Source organism: Kribbella sp. VKM Ac-2568, from assembly GCF_004345365.1.
GTDB lineage: Bacteria > Actinomycetota > Actinomycetes > Propionibacteriales > Kribbellaceae > Kribbella > Kribbella orskensis.
In genome coordinates this window covers 584,803-604,779 of the sequence record NZ_SLVF01000005.1, presented here as the reverse complement: position 1 = coordinate 604,779, position 19,977 = coordinate 584,803, and the positions used below count along the sequence as shown (strand labels likewise).

Genomic DNA, 19,977 nt, shown 5'->3' with positions numbered 1-19,977 from the left:
GACAGTATACCGACCGGTGTGGTTACTGTCCTCCATGACCACTCAGCAGCCCGTTGCCGAAGCAGTGCCAGACACCCCGGTACGCCGTACCGCGGGCGTGTCTGCGGTTCCCCTGCTGGCGGCGGGCGGGTTCGTCGTGTTCTGGAGTTGCGGGTTCATCGGCGCCCGGTGGGGGACGGAGTACACGTCAGCCTTCGACCTGCTGGCGTGGCGCTACCTGGTTGCGGGGAGCCTTGCGGCCGCAGTACTGCTGAAGCGCCGGCCGCGGGTCAACCGCAGGGATCTCATCACCCAGGTGGCGATGGCCTTCCTCACCCAGTGCGTGTACCTCGGCCTGATCTTCACCGGGATCGACCGTGGCGTCGGCGCGGGTGTCACCGCGCTGATCGGTTCGCTGCAGCCGCTCCTGATCGCGACCGTGGCGGGTCCCCTGCTGGGAGAACACGTGAGCCGACGGCAGTGGCTCGGTCTGCTGCTCGGCGTCGCCGGAGTCGGCCTGGTGGTCGCCGACGACATAGGCGCGGGCCATGGCTCGGCTCTGCTCTTCCTGCTTCCGCTGGGCGGTCTCCTGGGGTTGGTGGCAGGCACTTGCCTGGAGCGCCATCGCAAGCCGGCCACCAACCTCCTGGATGCGCTGTGCCTGCAGAGCCTGGTCTCCGGAGTGTTCTTCCTGGCGGTCACGGCCGGGACCGGTCAGTTGACGGTCCCAACCGAGCCGGGGTTCTACGGTGCGGTGCTGTGGCTCGTGGTGCTGGCGACGGGAGGTGGCTGGGGGTTGTACCTGGTCAACCTGCGACTGTCCGGCGCGACCCGGATCAGCAGCCTGCTGTATCTGGTGCCGCCCACGACGATGGTGTTCGCGTTCCTGCTCTTCGGCGAGACCATTGGCCCACTGTCGGTAGGCGGGATGCTCGTCTGCGCACTCGCGGTGCTGCTGATCCGTTGGAAGGACCGGCTGCGGCAGCAGCGTGCAACGACCTGACGGCTCGGCAGAAGAGCGGGAGACTCCTCTTCTGGCTACGCTGCGACAATGGCGGAACCCCGGTGGCTGGATGAGAAAGAGCAGCAGGCCTGGCGAGCGTTCATCGCGGCCCAGCGCGTGGTCAACGGCAAGATCGAGCAGCAGTTGCAACGCGACGCGGGCATGCCACACACGTACTTCGAGATCCTGGTCCGGCTGGCCGACGCCGAGGACGGCCGGCTGCGGATGAGCGAGCTGGCGCTGTCCACACTGGGCTCCCGCAGTCGCCTGTCCCACGCGGTGAACCGGCTCGAGCAGGTCGGCTGGGTGCGCCGCGAGGGGATCGCCTCCGACCGCCGCGGCCAGGTCGCCATCCTCACCGAGGAAGGCCGGCAGAAGCTCAAGGACACGGCTCCCGGGCACGTCGAGACAGTCCGGCAGGTGGTCTTCGATGCCCTCAGCGAGGAGCAGGTCGCGCAGTTGCACGACATCTGCAGCACGCTGGCCCGGCACTCCGGCGGGACCTATGACAGCGCCATTTGGGACGTCCGCTGAGAATGGCAGCAATGAACACCAACTCGAGCCGGGCAGCGACAGCCACGGCCGCAGTACTCGCTGTGCTGCTCCTGGCCGGCTGTAGCGACACGGGCACGCCGACGGCGGGGCCGAGCACCATCCCCTCGTCGACGGTGCCGACCACACCAACAGCGCCCACAACGTCGCCGAGCGACACCACTCCCACTCAGGCGCCCAGCCAGACCCCGAGTGAGACGCCCAGCCAGACGCCGACCTGCGTGGACCAGAAGGCCGAGGCTCTGACACTGCGGGAGCAGGCGGCCCAGCTGATCATGACGGGTATCGACGCCGAAGGTATGACCGCGGCCGAGCGATCCATCGCGCGCGCCCAGAAGCCCGGCGGACTCCTGCTGATGGGGAGCGGCGGCAGCGCCTCCCACACCCGTAGCGCGATGGCCACGGCCAGCACGACCGCCACGGTGAAGGGGATCCGCCCGTTCATCGCGGCGGACCAGGAGGGAGGCCAGATCCAGCGCCTCAAGGGCTCCGGGTTCGACCGCATCCCGGCCGCGACCGTGCAGGCCACCTGGTCCGACGAGAAGCTCACCGCCCGGGCCAAGACCTGGGGGAGCCAGCTCAAGCAGGCGAACGTCAACGTGGACCTCGCGCCGGTGGCAGACGTCGTACCGGCTTCGCTGGGGAACGCGAATGCGCCGATCGGTGCGCTGGACCGCGGCTACGGCAGTACTCCGGGCACGGTCAGCAAGCACGTCGCCGCCTTCATCAAGGGGATGGACGCTGCCGGCGTGATGACCTCGGTCAAGCACTTCCCGGGCCTCGGCCGGGTGAAGGGCAACACCGACTTCTCGTCCGGAGTGGTGGACACCGTCACGGTCCGTGGCGACGACGACCTGGCGCCGTTCGCCGCGGGGATCCAGGCCGGCTCCGACCTGGTGATGGTGTCCACCGTCACCTACACCAAGATCGACCCGAAGAACCGGGCGGTGTTCTCTCCCACGATCATCCGGGGCATGTTGCGCGGCGACCTCGGGTATGGCGGGGTCGTGATCACCGACGACGTCGGGGCGGCCGCGGAGGTCGCCTCCGTGCCGGCGGGTCAACGGGCCACGCGGTTCGTGGCGGCCGGTGGCGACATCGTGATCACCGCGAAGGCGTCGCTCACCTCGACGATGGTGAGCGCGCTGGTCGCGAAGGCCCAGCAGGACAAGGAGTTCGCGGCCGGCCTGCAGAGCAGTGTCCGGCGGGTCCTAGCCCTCAAGCAGAACCGCGGCCTGCTGAGCTGCGGATGACCACGCCACCGACCGGCCAGGAGCCCGACTACCGGTTCACGCTCGCCAATGAGCGGACATACCTGGCCTATCTGCGGACATCGCTCGCCTGTTACGCGGGCGGTCTGTCCGCGGTACAGTTCCTGGACCTCGGGCCGGACCGGATCGTCGCCAAGATCATGGGCGCCATCCTGGTCTGCGCCGGGATCGTCACCACGGCAGGCGCCTTCCGGCGCTGGCAGTTGAACCAGGCTGCGATGCGCGAAGGCGCTCGGTTACCGGTCACCAGACTGCCTCTGATGCTCGGAGCAACCATCGCCGTGGTGGGGCTGCTCGGCCTGCTCTTCAGCCTGTGGCGATGATCCCCGACCCAGGGCTGCAACCCGAACGCACGCTGCTGGCCTGGCGACGTACGTCACTCGGCCTGGTCGCGAACGGGATCCTGCTGCTCGCCTCCGGCCACGGCACGTCGGACGTCCGGCTCGGGCTCGGCATCGTGGTGACGGTGCTCGCGCTGGCCTGCTGGGCCGCGGTGAGTGCCGTCTACCGTCGATCGACCCGTCCGCAGGCGGGTCCGCCGGGTGAGCTGGGGTCGGACCGGGTACTGCGGGTGGCGGCCGGGCTGGTGCTCGTGGTGGGCCTTTTCGACCTCTATGCGGTGGTCACTCGCTGAGATCTTCCGGACACGAACAGGTTGCATTGAGTCAACGTGTTCATCATCTCGCGATACGTTGACCGGGCGGATGCTTCGTCAGGCGTCTGTTGCCCCTAGCATGTTCAAGGTTTGTCCCTCGTTCACCCGGAGCTTGAAGTGCCGTTACGTCTGCGTCCGAACGACCCGACGTTCTACGACCTTTTCACCGAGTCAGCCAACCACTTGGTCGACGGAGCCAGGATCCTGGCCGAGTTGCTGGGCAGCACGGCTGGCTCCGGCCTCTCGGCCAGCCATCAGATCGCCAAGCTGATGAAGGAAGCCGAGCACGCGGCCGACGAGACCACCCACTCGATCATCCGCCGGGTGAACTCGACCTTCGTGACGCCGTTCGACCGGGAGGACATCTACCGGCTGGCGTCCGATCTCGACGACGTGATGGACTTCATGGAGGAGGCGGTCGACAACGTCCACCTCTTCAACCTCACCAGCCTGCCGGCCGAGGTGGCCGAGCAGATCGAGGTACTGCAGCGGATGGCGACGCTGACGGCCGAGACGATGCCGCGGCTGCGCACGATGAAGGACCTGGCCGAGTACTGGATCGAGATCAACCGGCTGGAGAACACCGGTGACGCCGTGCACCGCAGGATCATCGCCAAGATGTTCAGCGGAGAGTTCGACGCGCTGACGGTGATGAAGGTGAAGACCGTGGTCGACCTGCTGGAGGATGCCGTCGACGCCTTCGAGCGGGTCGCCAACACGGTCGAACAGATCGCCGTCAAGGAGAGCTGAGCGTGGAGCTCGCGCTCGTCATCGCGGTCGTCGCCATCGCGCTCGCGTTCGACTACACCAACGGCTTCCACGACGCCGCGAACGCCATCGCGACCTCGGTCTCGACCCGGGCGCTGACGCCCCGGGTCGCGTTGGCGATGGCGGCGGTGATGAACTTCCTCGGCGCTTTCCTGGGCACCGAGGTCGCCGAAACGGTCGGCAAGGGCATCATCAACATCCCGGAGGGCCGGCACGGCCTGGTGGTCGTGATCGCCGCGCTGGTCGGCGCCATCACCTGGAACCTGATCACCTGGTACTTCGGCCTGCCGTCGTCGTCCTCGCACGCCCTGATCGGCGGTCTGGTCGGCGCCGGGATCGCGTCCGCCAGCGTGGTGCTGTGGTCCGGCATCCTCGACAAGGTCGTCATCCCGATGGTGCTGTCGCCCGCGATCGGCTTCCTCGGCGCGTTCGCGCTGATGACGGCGATCCTGTGGATCTTCCGGAGCAGAAACCCGGGCAGGACGACCCGGGGGTTCCGGTTGTCGCAGTCGCTTTCCGCGGCCGCGATGGCACTCGGACACGGCCTGCAGGACGCGCAGAAAACGATGGGCGTGATCTTCCTGGCCCTGCTCACCACTGGTCACGTGGACCCGGACGACGGCATCCCGACCTGGGTCAAGATCGCCGCGGCGACCGCGATCTCGCTGGGTACCTACTCCGGCGGCTGGCGGATCATGCGGACCCTGGGCCGCCGGATCATCCACCTGGACCCGGCCCGCGGTTTCGCCTCGGAGGCGATCGCCTCCACGGTGCTCTACGTAATGGCGATCGGACTGCACGCACCCGTCTCCACCACCCACACGATCACCTCCGCGGTGATGGGCACAGGGGCCACGAAGCGCCTGTCAGCGGTCCGCTGGGGCGTCGCGAAGGGCATCGTCATGGCCTGGGTCCTGACGATCCCGGCCGCGGGCCTGGTGGCCGCCGGCGTCTACGGCATCGCTCACCTGATCCTGGAATGACAACGCAGGTTCATTCCGAGTTCACCGAGCGGGCTCAGCTCGGAAAACGTTCCTGACGCCGCGCTGTCCCGGCGGGCGGCACGCAGTACCGGTGGTCAGCGGTTCCAGCGGCGGACGGCTTTGGCGACGTCTTTGGGGCGGAGTGTGCTGACGGAGTCCTGCCAGTTGCGGTAGAGGGAGTCGCCGAGCAAGGACAGGCTCAGGGTGGCCTGGGGACGGACCGCCTTCACCCAGGTGGCGGCGGCCGCATGGCCCTGCTTGAAGAGCAGGTGGTTGGCGGTCGCCTCGATCCGGAGCTTGTGGTCGCCCCGCAGGTCGATCGTGGCCCAGGCCTTCACGATCGCCGGGTCTCTCGCGGTCATCTTGGCCAGGTAGGTGAGCGGGCCGTGCCAGGATCCGCGGTTGCCGAAGCTGCCCAGGCTCTCCAGCGGGAACCAGCCGTTCTGGCAGCGTCGCCCGTTCACCGCGGACTCGATCTGGCGCGCCTGGTCGGGGCGCAGGTGTTCGGTCGACCAGTTCACGAAGTACACCCCGACGTCCGGGATCTCTTCTGCGACCTCACCCGGGATCGTCAGCGTCCCCGGCTCGAAGAGGTGCAGCTCCTCGTCAGATCCGTACAAGTTGTTCGTTCCCCCGCCCCGCCTGATGACTGCCGGCCGCGACGGCGACTGCCGCCGGCCTGCGTCGAGAGGGGATCCCCCAGATCCTGCAATCCGACACCAATGAATCTTGGTACTCCTGGTGCCGTCCTCGGTCAAGGCCTCGTCCGGATGGCAGCTCCGTGCACCTGACCGGTTCCCACCCGGCGCCCGGGCTATTCCTTGCGGCGTGCTGCCCGGTTCCGCAGCTCTTCCTGGTCGAGCCGCTCGGCCTCCTCGGGCGTCGGAGCGCCACCACCGTACGACGCGGGCAGCCACCAGGCGCCGGGTGGCTGCTCGGGATACGCGCGGATGGCCTCGTCGAGCAGGCCGGCCATGCTGGTCCGCAGCTGGGCGGTCGCCTCGGTCGCGTCGTCACCCCGGCTCACCTTGATCGGTTCGCCGACGCTGATGGACACGTTCTGGTGCCGGGAGAAGTCGCGCGGGTGGTCCTTGGTCATCATCCGCTGGGTGCCCCACAGCACCATCGGGATCACCGGCACGCCGGTCGCGGCGGCCATCCGGACAGTGCCGGACTTGAACTCCTTCAGCTCGAACGACCGGCTGATGGTGGCCTCCGGGAACACCCCGACGATCTCGCCCTCTTTGAGGTAGCGCAGCGCCTCGCGGTACGAGCCGGCGCCCGCGCCGCGGTCCACCGGGATGTGGTGCATGCCGCGCATCAGCGGGCCGGAGTACCGGTTGCGGAACAGCACCTCCTTGGCCATGAACCGCACCAGCCGCTTGCTCGGCTGCGCGCCGAACCCACCGATCACGAAGTCGACATAGCTGATGTGGTTCAGCGCGAGCACCGCGCCCCCGGACCGCGGGATGTGCTCCGTGCCCGTCATCCGGAACTTGAGGTCGAGCACCTTGAAGGCGGTCTTGGCGAAGCCGATGACCGGCGGATACAGGAGGTCGCGCATGAGCTGACGCTACCGGGTCCGGCAACCCGCCACACCGTCCCGGAAGGTGACCCTCGCCGCTCCGCCGCTCACCAACTGCCGCCGACGCGCGGATCCAGTACGCAGTACGCAATGGTTGTTAGGGTTTGCTGCGACAAGTTGATACCGCGGGAGCTCGCGCTGTAGCGGGCTGAGAGGGCGGCTGGGTGAACCGGCGCCGCCGACCGCCGAACCTGTCCGGGTAATTCCGGCGTAGGGAGCAGCATCGTGACAACTATCGACAACTCTGTCCGGCCGGTCGTCACCACTGGGCCGATCTCCGGCTCGGAGAAGATCTACTCGGGTGACCTGCGGGTTCCATCGAGGCGGGTGAACCTCACCAACGGGGAGCACCTCGACCTCTACGACACCTCCGGGCCGTACACGGACGCGACCGCCGAGATCGACGTACAGGCGGGGCTTCCCGCGGTACGGCGGAAGTGGGTCGCCGGGCGGGAGCCGTTGACCCAGCTGGCCCACGCGCGGGCCGGCACCATCACCGAGGAGATGCGGTACGTCGCCGTCCGGGAGGGCGTGGATCCGGAGTTCGTCCGCGCCGAGGTGGCGCGCGGCCGGGCGGTGATCCCGGTGAACCACCGGCACCCGGAGTCCGAGCCGATGATCATCGGGAAGAAGTTCCTGGTGAAGGTGAACGCGAACATCGGCAACTCGGCCGTCAGCAGCTCGGTCGAGGAGGAGGTGGAGAAGCTCGTCTGGGCCACCCGCTGGGGCGCGGACACCGTGATGGACCTGTCCACCGGCAAGAACATCCACGAGACCCGCGAGTGGATCCTGCGGAACTCGCCGGTGCCGATCGGTACCGTGCCGCTCTACCAGGCGCTCGAGAAGGTGAAGGGCGATCCGGCCGAGCTGTCCTGGGAGGTCTACCGCGACACGGTGATCGAGCAGTGCGAGCAGGGCGTCGACTACATGACCGTGCACGCGGGTGTGCTGCTGCGGTACGTGCCCCTGACCGCCCAGCGGATCACCGGCATCGTCTCCCGCGGTGGCTCGATCATGGCCGCCTGGTGTCTCGCGCACCACCAGGAATCCTTCCTGTACACGCATTTCGCCGAGCTCTGCGAGATTCTCCGCCAGTACGACGTGACGTTCTCCCTGGGGGACGGGCTTCGTCCGGGTTGTATCGCCGACGCCAACGACGCAGCCCAGTTCGCCGAGCTCCGCACGTTGGGGGAGCTGACCAAGATCGCCTGGGAGCACGACGTCCAGGTGATGATCGAGGGGCCCGGGCACGTCCCGATGCACAAGATCGCCGAGAACGTGCGGCTCGAGGAGGAGCTCTGCGGCGAGGCGCCGTTCTACACGTTGGGGCCGTTGGCAACTGACGTGGCGCCGGCCTACGACCACATCACCAGCGCGATCGGCGCCGCCCAGATCGGCTGGCTCGGTACGGCGATGCTCTGCTACGTGACGCCCAAAGAACACCTTGGACTGCCCGATCGCGACGACGTGAAGACCGGGGTGATCACCTACAAGATCGCCGCCCACGCGGCCGATCTGGCCAAGGGTCACCCGGGTGCGCAGGACTGGGACGACGCGTTGTCGCGAGCGCGGTTCGAGTTCCGCTGGGAGGACCAGTTCAACCTGTCGCTGGATCCGGACACGGCCCGGACCTTCCACGACGAGACACTCCCGGCCGAACCCGCCAAGGCGGCGCACTTCTGCTCGATGTGCGGGCCGAAGTTCTGCTCGATGCGGATCACCGCCGACATTCGCAAGTACGCGGAGGAGAACGGCCTGGACTCGGCCGAGGCGATCGAGGCGGGCTTCGCGGAGATGTCCGACACCTTCAAGGCCAACAACTCGCAGGTCTATCTGCCGGTCACCCCGGCCTGACGAAATCCGGCGGACAGGCCGGGGTGGACAACCGCCTCGGCCCGTTCGCCGTCTCTACGATGAGAGGTAGGTGATTCGCTGTGCGTTTTGTTGCCCTGGGATTCGTCGGTGTCGCGTTGCTGCTCGTCGGCTGTGGCGCCGAAGCGGGTCCGCCTTCTGGACGGGAGTCCTCTGTGAGCCCATCGACGCAACCACCCAGCCCGAGTACGCCTTCTGGAGGACCCGTAGAGCAGGCGAAGTCCGATCTGGCCGACCGCTTGGGCCTCTCCGCCGAGGAGATCACGGTGGTCAGCTCCGAGGAGGTGACGTGGCGAGATTCCGCGCTCGGTTGTCCCGAGCCCGGCATGCATTACGCCCAGGTCCTCACGGACGGAAGCCGCATCGTGCTGACGGCTGGCGGCAAGCAGTACCACTACCACTCCGGCGGACGGCGCGACCCGTTCCTGTGCGAGAACCCGCAACCGCCTCTGCCAACCAACTAGCTCGCCCCACCGTGCCTGATGATGGGCGCATGGAAGACGACCTTCGCGCGGCGCTGCACCGGTACGACGAGGCCGGCGGCCTCGTGCGCCCGACCGGGTACGACCATGCCGTGGTCCGGGCCGCCTTCGATGTCCTGGTGGAACGGCTGGATGCCGAGTTCGACACCAGTTGCCGGGTCGATCGTCAGGTCGAGGACGCCAGCCTGCACGGCCGGATCGAGATCCCGGTCGAGGCGGTCCGCGGACGCGCGCAACTCGTCGTCTCGGTGAGCAACTTCGGCTCGATGGCGGTGGTCTCCGCCGAGAACCCCGGCGCCTACCTCGATCTGGCCGAAGCGCTGGCCGACCACGCTGCCGACGGCGGGGATCTGCAAGCTGTACAAGGGATTCTGGCGGCACTCGGCTTTCTGGTGATCCCCGAGGAACTGCTGACCCGCCCGTACGACGGCATCAGCGACCTGGCCTCGCACTACCCGCCCGACAGGGCTCCCGACTGGTGGATCCGCTTCTTCGACTACCTCTGAGCGGGGATTCCTGGACCGCCGGTCCGCCGTTGTAGAGGCCGAAAGGGGCTGGAAATGTCCTGACTCCGTGTGAGGATGACCGGTGAGTCGGGGCGCGGGATGGGGCGGAATCAGCGGAGAATTGAGGGAACGGCGTCACGGCGAGACGATCACCCTCCGTGATCGAGCGAACCGGTTCAGGTTTTTTCCTTCACTCTACGTGAATAAGACTGTAGCCTTAATCATGCTCTGGGAAGGAGGTGCAGGGCGATGGTCTTCGTTCTCACAGTAGATCAGCGGGGCAGCCGGAGCATGACCGATCTCGTACCCGAGCTACTGAATTCGCTCAACCGGCGGCCGCGACGCACCGGGCTGCTGCGCAGATTCGAGCGCACTGCGGGCGACGAGGTGCAGGGCGTGCTGTCCGACGCGCGCGCCACGATCGACGTGATCGTCCAGCTGCTCCGGATGGACACCTGGTACATCGGGCTCGGCATCGGCGACGTCGCCGAGCCACTGCCCCGCAGTACCAGGGCAGGCAGTGGCGAGGCGTTCGTGTCCGCGCGGGAGGCGGTCAACCGGGCCAAGTCGAGCCCACACCACATCAACGTGATCGGGCAGAACGCGCGCGGAGCCGACCAGGTCGAGACCGTGCTCTGGCTGATGGCCTCCGTACTGCGACGCCGGAGCGAGCGCGGCTGGGCAGTGGCGGATCTCCTGGCCGAAGGACTCAGCCGGCGCGAGATCGGCGTGAAGCTCGGCATCAGCCAGTCCGCGGTGACCCAGCGGGCCCAGGCGGCCGGAGTCGTGGAGGAACAGCGTGGCCGCGTGCTCGCGGTCGAGCTCCTCGAGTCGGCGGCTGCATGACGGCGATCGTCCTGTCGTTGACAGCGGCCGGGTTGATCCTCGCCGTCCTGGCGTGGCTGCCGAGGTCCGGGTCCACTCCTCAGATCGTGGTCAGCGGGTTGATGCTGGCCTGCCTGTTCGCCGTCGGCATCCTGCTGCTGGCAGGTGACGGGGTCGCGGGCTGGCGCGAGGCCTGGTGGAACATCCTGCTGCTGGTGGCAGGTGCCTTCGCTGTGGCGGGTGGCGGGCCGCTGACGACGTCTGTGCTCGCGTTGGTGGACCGCGGGAACACCCGGTCGCAGTCGACCCAGCAGGCCGGTGAGGTACTGCGGGGCGGTGCCTTGATCGGTTCGCTCGAGCGGATGGCGATCTTCGCGTCGATCGTGGCCGGGTGGCCTGAGGGGGTAGCGGTCGTGCTGGCGATCAAGGGACTCGCCCGGTACCCGGAACTGCGCAGTCCGGATCAGCCGGCGTCGGTGACGCCGCAGGCGGTGGCGGAACGCTTCATCATCGGCACCTTCACCAGCGTGCTCTGGTCCGTCACCTGCGCCGGCCTGCTGCTGTCCCACTGACCCGCGCCCGAGCCCGCTGGACGGGCTCGGGTTCCTCTTGGCTAGAGCTTGACGACGAGGTCGGAGACGACCTTGTCGTGCCAGGTCTGCTGCTTCTGGTCCCAGAGCGGCCAGAGCGCGTTCAGGAAGCAGAGGTAGCTGAAGAGGATGGAGCAGAACTCGCGGCCGAACGTACGGCCGATGCCGATCGTCTCGCCGGTGGACTCGGAGACGATCTTCAGCCCGGTGACCTTTTTGCCGAACGACTGCCCGGTCCTGCCCTGCTTGATCACCCGGTTCCAGAACGCGATCAGTACGGCGAGCAGGTAGCTGAGGCCGATCACGGCGCCGCCTGCGCTACTGCGTCCGCCGGACGTCGTCCCACTGGAGAGCGCCACGCCTGCGATCAGGCCGACGCCGATCGGGACCATCGGGAGTACGGAGTCGAGGAGCGACGCACCCACCCGGATCGGCCAGCTGGCCAGCTGACCGGGCGGTGCATAGCCGTAGCCGAAGCCACCGGATGGACTGTAGGGCGCGTAGCCCTGCTGGGTCGGGTTGTTCGGCTGCACGCCGAAGCTCCCCGGCTGTCCGGGCGGAAGCTGGCCAGGCTGCCCCGGCTGTCCGGGCGGGAACTGCCCGGGCTGACCGTACTGGCCCGGCTGGCTGTACTGAGCGGGCTGGGTCGGGTACTGCGGGATCTGGCCGGGGATGTGCGGACCGGGCTGGTCCTGGGGCCGGTCGTGCGGGCCTTGGGGAGGGGTGGTCACTGGAATCCTTTCTGGGCGCTCCAGATCCGTGGGCACGAGTATCGCGGACCGGGGGCGGCGAACGGACGCCGCGGCCTGGAACGGCCACGGCGTCCGGGGTGTCGCGGGATGTCGCCGGGGGTGTGGTCAGAGCTTGACGGAGTAGGTGTTGTTGAGCTTGTCCGCGAAGGTCTGCTTCTTCTCGTCCCACAGCGGCCACAGGTAGCCCAGGTAGCAGGGCAGACCGTCCAGGATGTGGGTGATGTCGCGCAGCGCGGCCTTGCCCGGGCCGACCTGCTGACCGGTGTCTGCCGAGACCAACTTCAGGCCCAGCGCCTTCTTGCCCCAGCTCTGGCCGGTGTTGCCCTGGAGGATGACCCGGTTGTAGACCCACAGCCCGATGGAGGCCAGGCTGAGCAAGAGCGACAGGATGCTGCCGGTGCCGTCGTCGCCCAGCGCGTTACCGATCGAGCTGGGCAGACCGATGATGATGATGTCGATCAGGAACGCGCCCACCCGGACCGGCCAGGTGGCGAGGTTGCCGGCCGCCTGACCGTAGCCACCGTAGGGCTGCTGCCCGTACGCCGCATACGGCTGCTGGCCGTACGCCTGCTGCCCGTAGCCCGGCTGCTGGGGCTGCTGCCCGTGCTGCCCCGGCTGCTGGCCGCCGTACTGCCCCGGCTGCCCGTGCTGCCCCGGCTGCTGGCCGCCGTACTGCCCCGGCTGGCCGTACTGCCCGGGCTGCTGGGCGCCGTACTGGGCTGGCTGACCGTACTGGCCGTAGCCAGGCTGCTGGGGCTGCTGGCCATACTGGTCCGGCTGCTGCCCGTACTGCGCTGGCGGCCCGTATTGACCCGGCTGGTTCGAGTCTTGCGGGCCGTAACCCGGCGGTGGCGTCGGAGTGCTCACGACGATCCCTTCTAGATGCAGGTGAGGAGTGGCTTGCAGGCTAGTGCTCGGACGGTTCAGCCGGCCCTGGGATCCCGTGAACTTGCCTGGGGCAGGGGTTACCTTGGTAGGCGTGACCCTGACGCCAGAAGGAATCGTCCTCCGCCCGACCGGTCCGGTGGAGCCGCTCGATCGGCGCGTGCTGGGACTCGCCGCTGTCGGCGTCGGTGGCTTCGGCCTGGCGGCGATCTACCAGCTCTCCGGCGACCGGCACCTCGGCATACCTTGCCTGTTGCACGCCACGACCGGGCTGAACTGTCCACTCTGTGGATCGACCCGGATGGCTGCGGCCTTGCTACGTGACGATCTGGACGCCGCCTGGCACTTCAACCCGGTCGTGCTGGTGCTCGGCCCGCTGATCGGCGTTGCCGTCGGCTACCAATTGCTTGCCTATGGCCTCGAACGGATCCGCTGGGTCAAACTGCCGAGGATCCGGCTGAGCCCACGGGTCGTCGACTGGTCGATCAAGGCCCTGGTCGTGCTCTTGCTCGTGTACGGCGTCGCCCGCAACCTGAACTGACGGACGACGCCGCGCGGAGCGGCTGTCAGTTGAGGTCGCTGACCACGCCGGTGGCATACCCGATGATGCCCAGGATCAAGAAGACGATGCCGCCGATCCAGGCGACCTTCGCCAGCGTGTCCGGCCTGCCCTGCTCGCGGAACTTGCTCTGGGCAAACAATCCCAGGCCGATCGCGGCCGGGGAGCAGCAGAACCAGCAGACGATGCCGATGATGGCGAGCACCATCGGGGTGCTGCTCTGCGGGGCCTGCGCATTGCCGTAGCCGTAGCCACCGGGCTGACCCGGGTAGGCACCCGGCTGCCCCGGGTACGCGCCCGACCCGTAAGGCTGCTGGCCGTACTGCCCCGGCTGACCGGGCTGCTGACCGTACTGACCAGGCTGCTGTCCGTACTGGCCCGGTTGCCCGGGTTGCCCCGGCTGTCCGTACTGGCCCGGCTGCTGGCCGTACTGCCCTGGCTGTCCGTACTGGCCCGGCTGCCCCGGGTACTGGCCAGGCTGTCCGTACTGACCGGGGTTGGAGTACGGATCCTGCTGGCCGCCGTACTGACCAGGCTGGCCCGGCTGCTGGCCGTACTGACCAGGTTGCCCCGGCTGCTCGCCGTACTGGCCGGGCTGCTGTTCGCCGTACTGGCCGGGCTGACCGGGCTGCCGCTCGCCGTACTGGCCCGGCTCGGCCGGCGTGTCGTCAGGCCGGTTCGGGTCGTTCGGGTCATCGCCGGGGGGCGTCGGAGTGCTCACCACGGTCCCTTCTGAGAACGTCGAGGAATCACCGAAGGCTATCTTTCCAACGGTCCTCCGGTCACGCGGCACGCGCCGGGGTCCCGTGTAACGGACACGGAGACCCCGGCGCGGTGACGGAGTGCGCGATCAGCCGAAGCGGCCGGTGATGTAGTCCTCGGTGGCCTTCTCGTTCGGGTTCGAGAAGATCTGCTTGGTCGGGCCCATCTCGATCAGCCGGCCGGGCCTGCCGGTGGCCGCGAGGTTGAAGAAGGCGGTCTGGTCGGAGACGCGGGCCGCCTGCTGCATGTTGTGGGTCACGATGACGACGGTGAACCGGTCCTTCAGCTTCTCGATCAGGTCCTCGATCGCCAGCGTGGAGATCGGGTCCAGGGCCGAGCACGGCTCGTCCATCAGGATCACCTCGGGCTCGACCGCGATCGCCCGGGCGATGCAGAGCCGTTGCTGCTGGCCACCGGACAGGCCGGCGCCGGGCTTGTCGAGGCGGTCCTTCACCTCGGTCCACAGGTTGGCGCCGTGCAGGGACCGCTCGACGACCTCGGTCAGCTTCTTCTTGTCCTTGACCCCGTTCAGCTTCAGGCCGGACGCGACGTTGTCGAAGATGGACATGGTCGGGAACGGGTTCGGACGCTGGAACACCATGCCGACCACCCGGCGGACCGCGACCGGGTCGATGCCCGGCGCGTACAGGTCCTGGTCGTCGAGCACGACCTTGCCCTCCACCCGGGCGCCGGGGATCACCTCGTGCATCCGGTTCAGGGTGCGCAGGTAGGTGGACTTGCCGCAGCCGGACGGGCCGATGAACGCGGTGACCGAGCGGGGCTCGATCGTCATCGACACATCCTCGACGGCCTTGAAATCGCCGTAGTAGACGTTGAGGCCGCTGACCTCGATGCGCTTAGCCATATCGACTCAGAACCTCTCGACTATTTGGACTTGATGGTGCTGAACCGCGCGATCAGGCGGGCCAGCAGGTTGAGCAGCAGGACGAGCAGGATGAGGGTCAGTGCCGCCGCCCAGACCCGGTCCGCGGCCGGCTCCAGGGCGAGCTCGGTGCGGTCCTGGTTGATCATCGTCGGCAGCGCGCCCATGAACCCGTCGAACGGGTTCAGGTTGATGTTCTTGGAGTAGCCGACCAGGATCAGCAGCGGCGCGGTCTCGCCCATCACCCGGGCCAGGCCGAGCATGACGCCGGTGATGATGCCGCCGAACGCGGTCGGCACGACCACCTTGAGAATCGTCTTCCACTTCGGCACCCCGAGCGCGTACGACGCTTCGCGCAGCTCGTCCGGGACCAGCTTCAGCATCTCCTCGGTGGAACGCAGCACGACCGGCAGCATCAGCAGCACCAGGGACAGCGACACCGCGAACCCGACCCGGTTGAACCCGAGCACGGTGATCCAGACGGCGTAGATGAACAGCGCCGCGACGATCGAGGGGACACCGGTGAGAATGTCGATCATGAAGCTGACCACCTTGGCGGCCTTGGTGCCCTTGCCGTACTCGACCAGGTAGACGGCGCCCATGATGGCGATCGGCACCGCGATCGCCGCGCAGATCAGGGACATGATCAGCGTGCCCATGATCGCGTGGTACGCGCCGCCGCCGACCCGCCGTACGGTGATCCCGCGTTGCGACTGGCTCCACCAGTTCGCGTCCAGCAGCAGGCTGTAGCCCTTGCTGACCACGGTCCACAGGATCCACAGCAGCGGGATCAGGGCGATCAGGAAGCACAGCACGATCAGCACGGTGGCCAGCGTGTTCCGGAACGCGCGGGCGCCGGACTTGCCGGTCAGGTCGAGCGTCTTACCGTCGTACGCCGGACGGTTCGCGGCGAGGGTGGTCACGGGGTGGCTCCTTCGGTCTGCGCGGCCTTGTCGCCGGTACGGCGGTTCTTGCGCGGGCGCTTACCGCCCGGGCCGCTGCGCGCGACGATGATGCGGGCGGCGGAGTTGACCAGGAAGGTCACCACGAACAGGACCAGGCCGGCGGCGATGTACGCGCCGGTCTTCTCCGGGGAGTCGAACTCGGCGGCGTTGTTCGCGATCTTGGAGGCGAACGTCTCACCGCCGGCGAAGATGGACGAGTTCCACGGGTCGTTGCCGTTCGGTACCGACAGGATGATCAGCACGGCGACGGTCTCACCGAGCGCACGGCCGAGGCCGAGCATCGAGGCGCTGACCACACCGGAGCGGCCGTACGGCAGCACCGCCATCCGGATCATCTCCCAGCGGGTCGCGCCGAGCGCCAGCGCGCCCTCCCGATGCGCGACCGGCGTCTGGGCGAAGATCTCCCGGCTGATCGCGGTGACGACCGGCAGGATCATGATCGCCAGCACGACCGAGGCGGTGAACACGACGCCGAGGTTGTCGGTGGCCGGCTTCTCGAAGAGCGGGATCCAGCCGAGCGCGGAGGCCAGGCCGTTGATCACCGGGCGCAGGATCGGGGCGAAGAAGAGGATGCCCCACAGGCCGTAGATGATCGAGGGGACCGCCGCCAGCAGGTCGATCGCGTGCGAGACCGGCGCGGCGAGCCGCTTGGGCGAGTAGTACGTGGTGAACAGGGCGACGCCGACCGCGATCGGGACCGCGATCACCATCGCGATGATCGAGCTGATCAGCGTCGTGTAGAAGAGGGCGGCGATGCCGAACCGCGGGTTGTCGCCACCCGGCTCCCAGATCCGGGAGAACAGGAAGCTGCTGTTGTTGTCGGCCAGCGCGGGAATCGCCAGCGCGAGCAGGAAGACGCCGACGAAGGCGACGATCGCGACGACCAGGCCGCCGGATCCGCGGGCCAGGCCGGCGAACAGCCGGTCGCCGAGATGCCCGACCGGGCCGAGGTCCAGCTTCGGCCCGGGGGCGCGGTCGGTCGGCCGGTCGGGCGGTCCCGTGCCGTCTGTACTACTCATCGATGCTGCTCCAAGCGCCTGGTCGATGCGGGGTGTGGTGCCGGCGAACCGAAGCCCCGGCCGTCCGTTGGAAGGAACGACCGGGGCTCACAGTTCGCCGTACTACGTTGTGCCGGTCGAGGTCAGCTGATCGCCTGGATGGCGGCGTCGACCTTGGTCCGGGTCTCTTCAGGAAGCGGCGCGTACTTCAGGTCGGTCAGCGAGGACTGGCCGTCGGCGCTGGCGAAGTAGCTCAGGAAGCTCTTCACCAGAGCGGTCTTCTCGGCGGGCAGACCCTTGGTGCAGGCGATCTCGTAGGTGACCAGGATGATCGGGTAGGCGCCCGCCTCCTTGGTCGCGTAGTCCAGCTTCAGGGCCAGGTCGCTGCCCGTGCCGGCCGGCTTGGCCGCGGCCAGCGCCTTACCGGCGGACTCGGCGGACAGCTCGACCGCGCCGGCGCCCGTGTCGATCTGGGCGACGCCGAGCTTGTTGTCGACCGCGTAGCTCCACTCGACGTAGGTGATCGAGTTCTTGGTGCTCTTCACGCCTTCGGCGACACCGGCGGACTTCTCCTTGCCGGCGCCCGTGCCGGTCCACTTCTTGGCCGGCTCGCCGGTCCACGCACCGCCACCGGCGGCGGCGAGGTACTTGGCGAAGTTCTCCGTGGTGCCCGACTCGTCGGAGCGGAAGAAGACCGCGATCGGGGCCGACGGCAGCGTCACGCCCGGGTTCAGCTTGGCGATCTCCGGCGCGTTCCAGGTCTTGATGGTGCCCTGGAAGATCTTGGCGGCGGTCGGGCCGTCCAGGATCAGCTTGTCGAGGCCGTCGACGTTGTAGGCGATCGCGACCGGGCCGATCACCATCGGCAGGTTCACGGCCGGGTTGCCCGCGCACCGCTTCTCGGCGGCGGTGGCCTCGTCGGGCTTCAGCGCGGAGTCCGAGCCGGCGAAGTCGACCTGGTTCGCGTTGAACTGCTTGATACCCGCACCGGAACCGGTCGGGTTGTAGTTCACCGTGACATCGGCGCACTTCTCGTTGTACTTGCTGATGACTTCCTCGATGGCGTTCTTCTGCGCCGAGGAACCCTCGGCGTTCAGGGTGCCCTTCGGGCAGTCGCCGCCGGCGGCGGAAGATGAGGAGCCACCGGGGCTCGAAGAGCCCGACGGCTCCGGGTCACTGCCACAGGCGCTCAGAGCGAGGACGCCGAGGGATGCCACGGCGACGGTGCCGACGCGGAGCAGGCGATTGACGGACACGAGAGTGTTGCCCTTCTGCGGGGATCAGACTTCTTGAACTTCCACAGACGGTAGGGAGACGAGGTGACCGGGTGGTCCGTCGCGGATGAACGACCGGTGAACGGTTCCGGTAGCAATCGCGACGCTTGGCGTGCCGCCAGGAGGCCAGCAGGTGAACTGAGTTAGGACCTGTGACTCTGCGTAGAGTAAAACGGACGTTGGATCACGTTCCGATATCGCCGCGGCGCACGGTCAACCTGAACACCCGATCCACGTTGCCACGCGCGGCACACCGCAGTACGCCATGCCGTGCGGTCAGCTGGAGAAGTCTTCGGGGGCTACGCCGTCGAGGAACTGGCGGAAGCGTTCGAGCTCGGCCTGCTCCTCCTCGGGGGTCGCCACGCCTGCTTCCTGGAGGACCTTCTCGGTGCAGCGGATCGGCGTACCGAGCCGGACCGCGAGGGCGACAGAGTCGCTCGGGCGGGCAGAGACGCGGGCGCCGTTGCCGAGCACGAGTTCGGCGTAGAAGACGGCGTCGCGCAGTTCGACGATCTCGACCGCCTCGACGGTGACGCCGAACGCCTCGATCAGGTCGCGCATCAGGTCGTGGGTGAGCGGTCTGGACGGACGCAGGCCCTGCTCCTCGTAGGCGATCGCGGTCGCCTCGACCGAGCCGATCGAGATCGGCAGGTAGCGGTAGCCCTCGGTCTCGCGCAGCATCATCACGGGCGCCCGGTTGGGCGACTCCATCCGGATCCCGATCAGAGTCAGTTCTCGCATCGTCGTCATGGTGCGCCCCGAACCTCTCCGTGACCAGCGCCCGGTGGGACGCTTCGATAGGAACATACCCGCAGGCATCCAGGTCATCCGGCAGCGCATGCGGCTGTTATCGGAACGTGGGATTGATTCACGCTCAACCGGGCGTGGTCGCAGGCTGTTGGACTGCGGTGACGACGGGTCAACGGTCGGCGGCGACTATTCAGGGTGCGCCGAAGCGCTCCCGGATCACCCGGCCGTCGGCGAGGCGGTGGGCGACCATGAACGCGCTGGTGGCGTACTTCCCGACCGGCAGGCCGAGTGCCTCCGCAAGTGCCGGGAGGACCGGCCGGTGCGAGCAGATCAAGGTGACCTTGCCAGGCTTCCAGGCCTTTGCCGCCACCTTCTCCAACGCCGACGGATCCTTCTCATACCCTTGCTCGGAGATCTCCGGGTGCAGATGGATCCGCCGCCCGATCGACGCGGCGTACGGCGTGACCGTGCCCGCGCACCGCTCGGCATCGCTGCTGCGGATGCGGTTGACGCCGAGAGCGGCCAGTACTCCGGAGAGCCGCTCGGCCGAGGCGAGTCCCTCGTCGCTGAGCGGGCGGACGGTGTCCTTGCCGGACCATTCCTTGCGCTTGACCGCCTCCGCGTGCCGGAGTATGACCACGGTCGACTCGACCGGGAGTACCGCGTCCAGGCAGTTGAGGATGTCGACGTCGCGGGGGTAGCTGAGCCGCTCCTTGGCCTTGCCGACGGGTAGCCACTCGAGCTTGTCGACCTCGTCGTTCGGCTCGAACTCCTGCTCCGGACCGGCGAGCGAGGCGGCCCAGTAGAGCACTAGCTTGGGCACGGTTCCGCCGTTCTTGCGGACGTCGTACCGCTGGACGCCGAGCGGCGGGCCGAGGACCACCTGCTGGCTGGTCTCCTCCTCGATCTCCCGCCGGGCGGCGACCAGCACGTGCTCTCGCGGAGCCAGCTTGCCCTTCGGCAGGGACCAGTCGTCGTACCGCGGGCGGTGGACCAGCAGAACCTGCCGGCTGCCGTGGCTCTCGCGCCACACGACACCACCCGCGGCGATCACCGTCGCCGGGTTGCTCATGGAATC

Annotated in this window: 25 protein-coding genes and 1 riboswitch; of the genes, 14 read left to right on the top strand and 11 right to left on the bottom strand. The window is 68.1% G+C overall.

From position 1 onward, the window contains the following. Positions 1–34 precede the first annotated feature (34 nt). From EV648_RS17420 to EV648_RS17385, 7 genes are all read left to right on the top strand, one after another. Positions 35–982: a DMT family transporter gene (locus tag EV648_RS17420; protein ID WP_132292017.1), complete on the top strand. Its 948-nt coding sequence runs from the start codon at positions 35–37 to the stop codon at positions 980–982. A gap of 48 nt (positions 983–1,030) precedes the next feature. Next, a complete protein-coding gene (locus EV648_RS17415; protein WP_132189126.1) occupies positions 1,031–1,516 on the top strand; it encodes a MarR family winged helix-turn-helix transcriptional regulator in 486 nt (161 codons plus the stop codon). A gap of 11 nt (positions 1,517–1,527) precedes the next feature. Beyond that, a complete protein-coding gene (locus tag EV648_RS17405; RefSeq protein ID WP_305000058.1) occupies positions 1,528–2,787 on the top strand; it encodes a glycoside hydrolase family 3 N-terminal domain-containing protein in 1,260 nt (419 codons plus the stop codon). Then, a complete protein-coding gene (locus tag EV648_RS17400; protein ID WP_132292014.1) occupies positions 2,784–3,128 on the top strand; it encodes a YidH family protein in 345 nt (114 codons plus the stop codon). Before EV648_RS17405 ends, EV648_RS17400 begins: the two co-directional genes overlap by 4 nt. After that, positions 3,125–3,439 (top strand): DUF202 domain-containing protein, encoded by a 315-nt coding sequence (locus EV648_RS17395; RefSeq protein ID WP_132189124.1) that lies wholly within the window; start codon positions 3,125–3,127, stop codon positions 3,437–3,439. The genes EV648_RS17400 and EV648_RS17395 overlap by 4 nt, the downstream gene beginning before the upstream one ends. Positions 3,440–3,577: 138 nt before the next feature. Next, a complete protein-coding gene (locus EV648_RS17390) occupies positions 3,578–4,210 on the top strand; it encodes a DUF47 domain-containing protein (RefSeq protein WP_132292011.1) in 633 nt (210 codons plus the stop codon). A 2-nt stretch (positions 4,211–4,212) separates the two neighbouring features. Next, positions 4,213–5,211, top strand: a complete 999-nt coding sequence (locus EV648_RS17385; RefSeq protein ID WP_132292008.1) for an inorganic phosphate transporter — start codon at positions 4,213–4,215, stop codon at positions 5,209–5,211. A gap of 95 nt (positions 5,212–5,306) precedes the next feature. On the opposite strand, the gene EV648_RS17380 is transcribed toward EV648_RS17385, so the two are convergent. Both EV648_RS17380 and EV648_RS17375 read right to left on the bottom strand, forming a co-directional pair. Continuing rightward, positions 5,307–5,831 (bottom strand): hypothetical protein, encoded by a 525-nt coding sequence (locus tag EV648_RS17380; RefSeq protein ID WP_132292005.1) that lies wholly within the window; start codon positions 5,829–5,831, stop codon positions 5,307–5,309. 194 nt (positions 5,832–6,025) lie between these two features. Continuing rightward, a complete protein-coding gene (locus EV648_RS17375) occupies positions 6,026–6,775 on the bottom strand; it encodes a 1-acyl-sn-glycerol-3-phosphate acyltransferase (protein WP_132292003.1) in 750 nt (249 codons plus the stop codon). Positions 6,776–6,911: 136 nt separating this feature from the next. Further along, a riboswitch (TPP riboswitch) is annotated at positions 6,912–7,032 on the top strand. On the opposite strand from EV648_RS17375, the gene thiC reads away from it, so the two are divergent. The 5 genes from thiC (at position 7,022) to EV648_RS17350 (ending at position 11,053) form a co-directional block, all read left to right on the top strand. Continuing rightward, positions 7,022–8,650 (top strand): phosphomethylpyrimidine synthase ThiC, encoded by a 1,629-nt coding sequence (gene thiC, locus EV648_RS17370; protein ID WP_132292001.1) that lies wholly within the window; start codon positions 7,022–7,024, stop codon positions 8,648–8,650. It overlaps the preceding riboswitch by 11 nt. A gap of 173 nt (positions 8,651–8,823) precedes the next feature. Continuing rightward, a complete protein-coding gene (locus EV648_RS17365) occupies positions 8,824–9,132 on the top strand; it encodes a hypothetical protein (RefSeq protein ID WP_132291998.1) in 309 nt (102 codons plus the stop codon). A gap of 29 nt (positions 9,133–9,161) precedes the next feature. Further along, a complete protein-coding gene (locus EV648_RS17360; protein WP_132291995.1) occupies positions 9,162–9,656 on the top strand; it encodes a hypothetical protein in 495 nt (164 codons plus the stop codon). Between the two features lie 291 nt (positions 9,657–9,947). Continuing rightward, positions 9,948–10,502 carry a transposase gene (locus EV648_RS17355; RefSeq protein WP_241995278.1) on the top strand — a complete coding sequence of 185 codons (555 nt, stop codon included), beginning with the start codon at positions 9,948–9,950 and terminating at the stop codon, positions 10,500–10,502. Beyond that, positions 10,499–11,053: a hypothetical protein gene (locus EV648_RS17350; protein WP_132291989.1), complete on the top strand. Its 555-nt coding sequence runs from the start codon at positions 10,499–10,501 to the stop codon at positions 11,051–11,053. Before EV648_RS17355 ends, EV648_RS17350 begins: the two co-directional genes overlap by 4 nt. 41 nt (positions 11,054–11,094) lie before the next feature. Here the strand turns inward: EV648_RS17350 and EV648_RS17345 are convergent, their stop codons facing one another. Further along, positions 11,095–11,802: an RDD family protein gene (locus EV648_RS17345; RefSeq protein ID WP_132291987.1), complete on the bottom strand. Its 708-nt coding sequence runs from the start codon at positions 11,800–11,802 to the stop codon at positions 11,095–11,097. Positions 11,803–11,928: 126 nt separating this feature from the next. Further along, the gene (locus EV648_RS17340; RefSeq protein ID WP_132291984.1) at positions 11,929–12,690 is read right to left on the bottom strand and encodes an RDD family protein; all 762 of its coding nucleotides are present in this window, start codon (positions 12,688–12,690) and stop codon (positions 11,929–11,931) included. Positions 12,691–12,802: 112 nt separating this feature from the next. Here EV648_RS17340 and EV648_RS17335 point away from each other — a divergent pair, with 112 nt between their 5' ends. Next, entirely contained in the window at positions 12,803–13,249 is a 447-nt protein-coding gene (locus tag EV648_RS17335) for a DUF2752 domain-containing protein (RefSeq protein WP_241995277.1), read from the top strand. Between the two features lie 25 nt (positions 13,250–13,274). Here the strand turns inward: EV648_RS17335 and EV648_RS42625 are convergent, their stop codons facing one another. Then, positions 13,275–13,475, bottom strand: coding sequence for a hypothetical protein (locus tag EV648_RS42625; protein ID WP_158294008.1), 201 nt, complete (start codon positions 13,473–13,475; stop codon positions 13,275–13,277). Positions 13,476–13,649: 174 nt separating this feature from the next. On the opposite strand from EV648_RS42625, the gene EV648_RS42620 reads away from it, so the two are divergent. After that, positions 13,650–14,003, top strand: a complete 354-nt coding sequence (locus EV648_RS42620) for a hypothetical protein (RefSeq protein ID WP_158294007.1) — start codon at positions 13,650–13,652, stop codon at positions 14,001–14,003. Positions 14,004–14,117: 114 nt separating this feature from the next. Here the strand turns inward: EV648_RS42620 and pstB are convergent, their stop codons facing one another. The 6 genes from pstB to EV648_RS17300 all read right to left on the bottom strand — a co-directional run bounded on the left by pstB (position 14,118) and on the right by EV648_RS17300 (position 19,971). Then, positions 14,118–14,894 carry a phosphate ABC transporter ATP-binding protein PstB gene (gene pstB, locus EV648_RS17325; RefSeq protein WP_132291981.1) on the bottom strand — a complete coding sequence of 259 codons (777 nt, stop codon included), beginning with the start codon at positions 14,892–14,894 and terminating at the stop codon, positions 14,118–14,120. Positions 14,895–14,914: 20 nt separating this feature from the next. Then, positions 14,915–15,835: a phosphate ABC transporter permease PstA gene (gene pstA / locus EV648_RS17320; RefSeq protein WP_132291978.1), complete on the bottom strand. Its 921-nt coding sequence runs from the start codon at positions 15,833–15,835 to the stop codon at positions 14,915–14,917. Then, a complete protein-coding gene (pstC, locus tag EV648_RS17315; RefSeq protein WP_132291975.1) occupies positions 15,832–16,896 on the bottom strand; it encodes a phosphate ABC transporter permease subunit PstC in 1,065 nt (354 codons plus the stop codon). The genes pstA and pstC overlap by 4 nt, the downstream gene beginning before the upstream one ends. Before the next feature lie 122 nt (positions 16,897–17,018). After that, complete coding sequence (pstS, locus tag EV648_RS17310) at positions 17,019–18,131, bottom strand: phosphate ABC transporter substrate-binding protein PstS (RefSeq protein ID WP_132291972.1); 1,113 nt, start codon at positions 18,129–18,131, stop codon at positions 17,019–17,021. Between the two features lie 294 nt (positions 18,132–18,425). Next, entirely contained in the window at positions 18,426–18,890 is a 465-nt protein-coding gene (locus tag EV648_RS17305) for a bifunctional nuclease family protein (RefSeq protein ID WP_199234668.1), read from the bottom strand. A gap of 199 nt (positions 18,891–19,089) precedes the next feature. Next, on the bottom strand, positions 19,090–19,971 hold the full coding sequence (locus tag EV648_RS17300) for an NUDIX domain-containing protein (protein WP_132291969.1): 882 nt from the start codon (positions 19,969–19,971) through the stop codon (positions 19,090–19,092). Positions 19,972–19,977 lie beyond the last annotated feature (6 nt).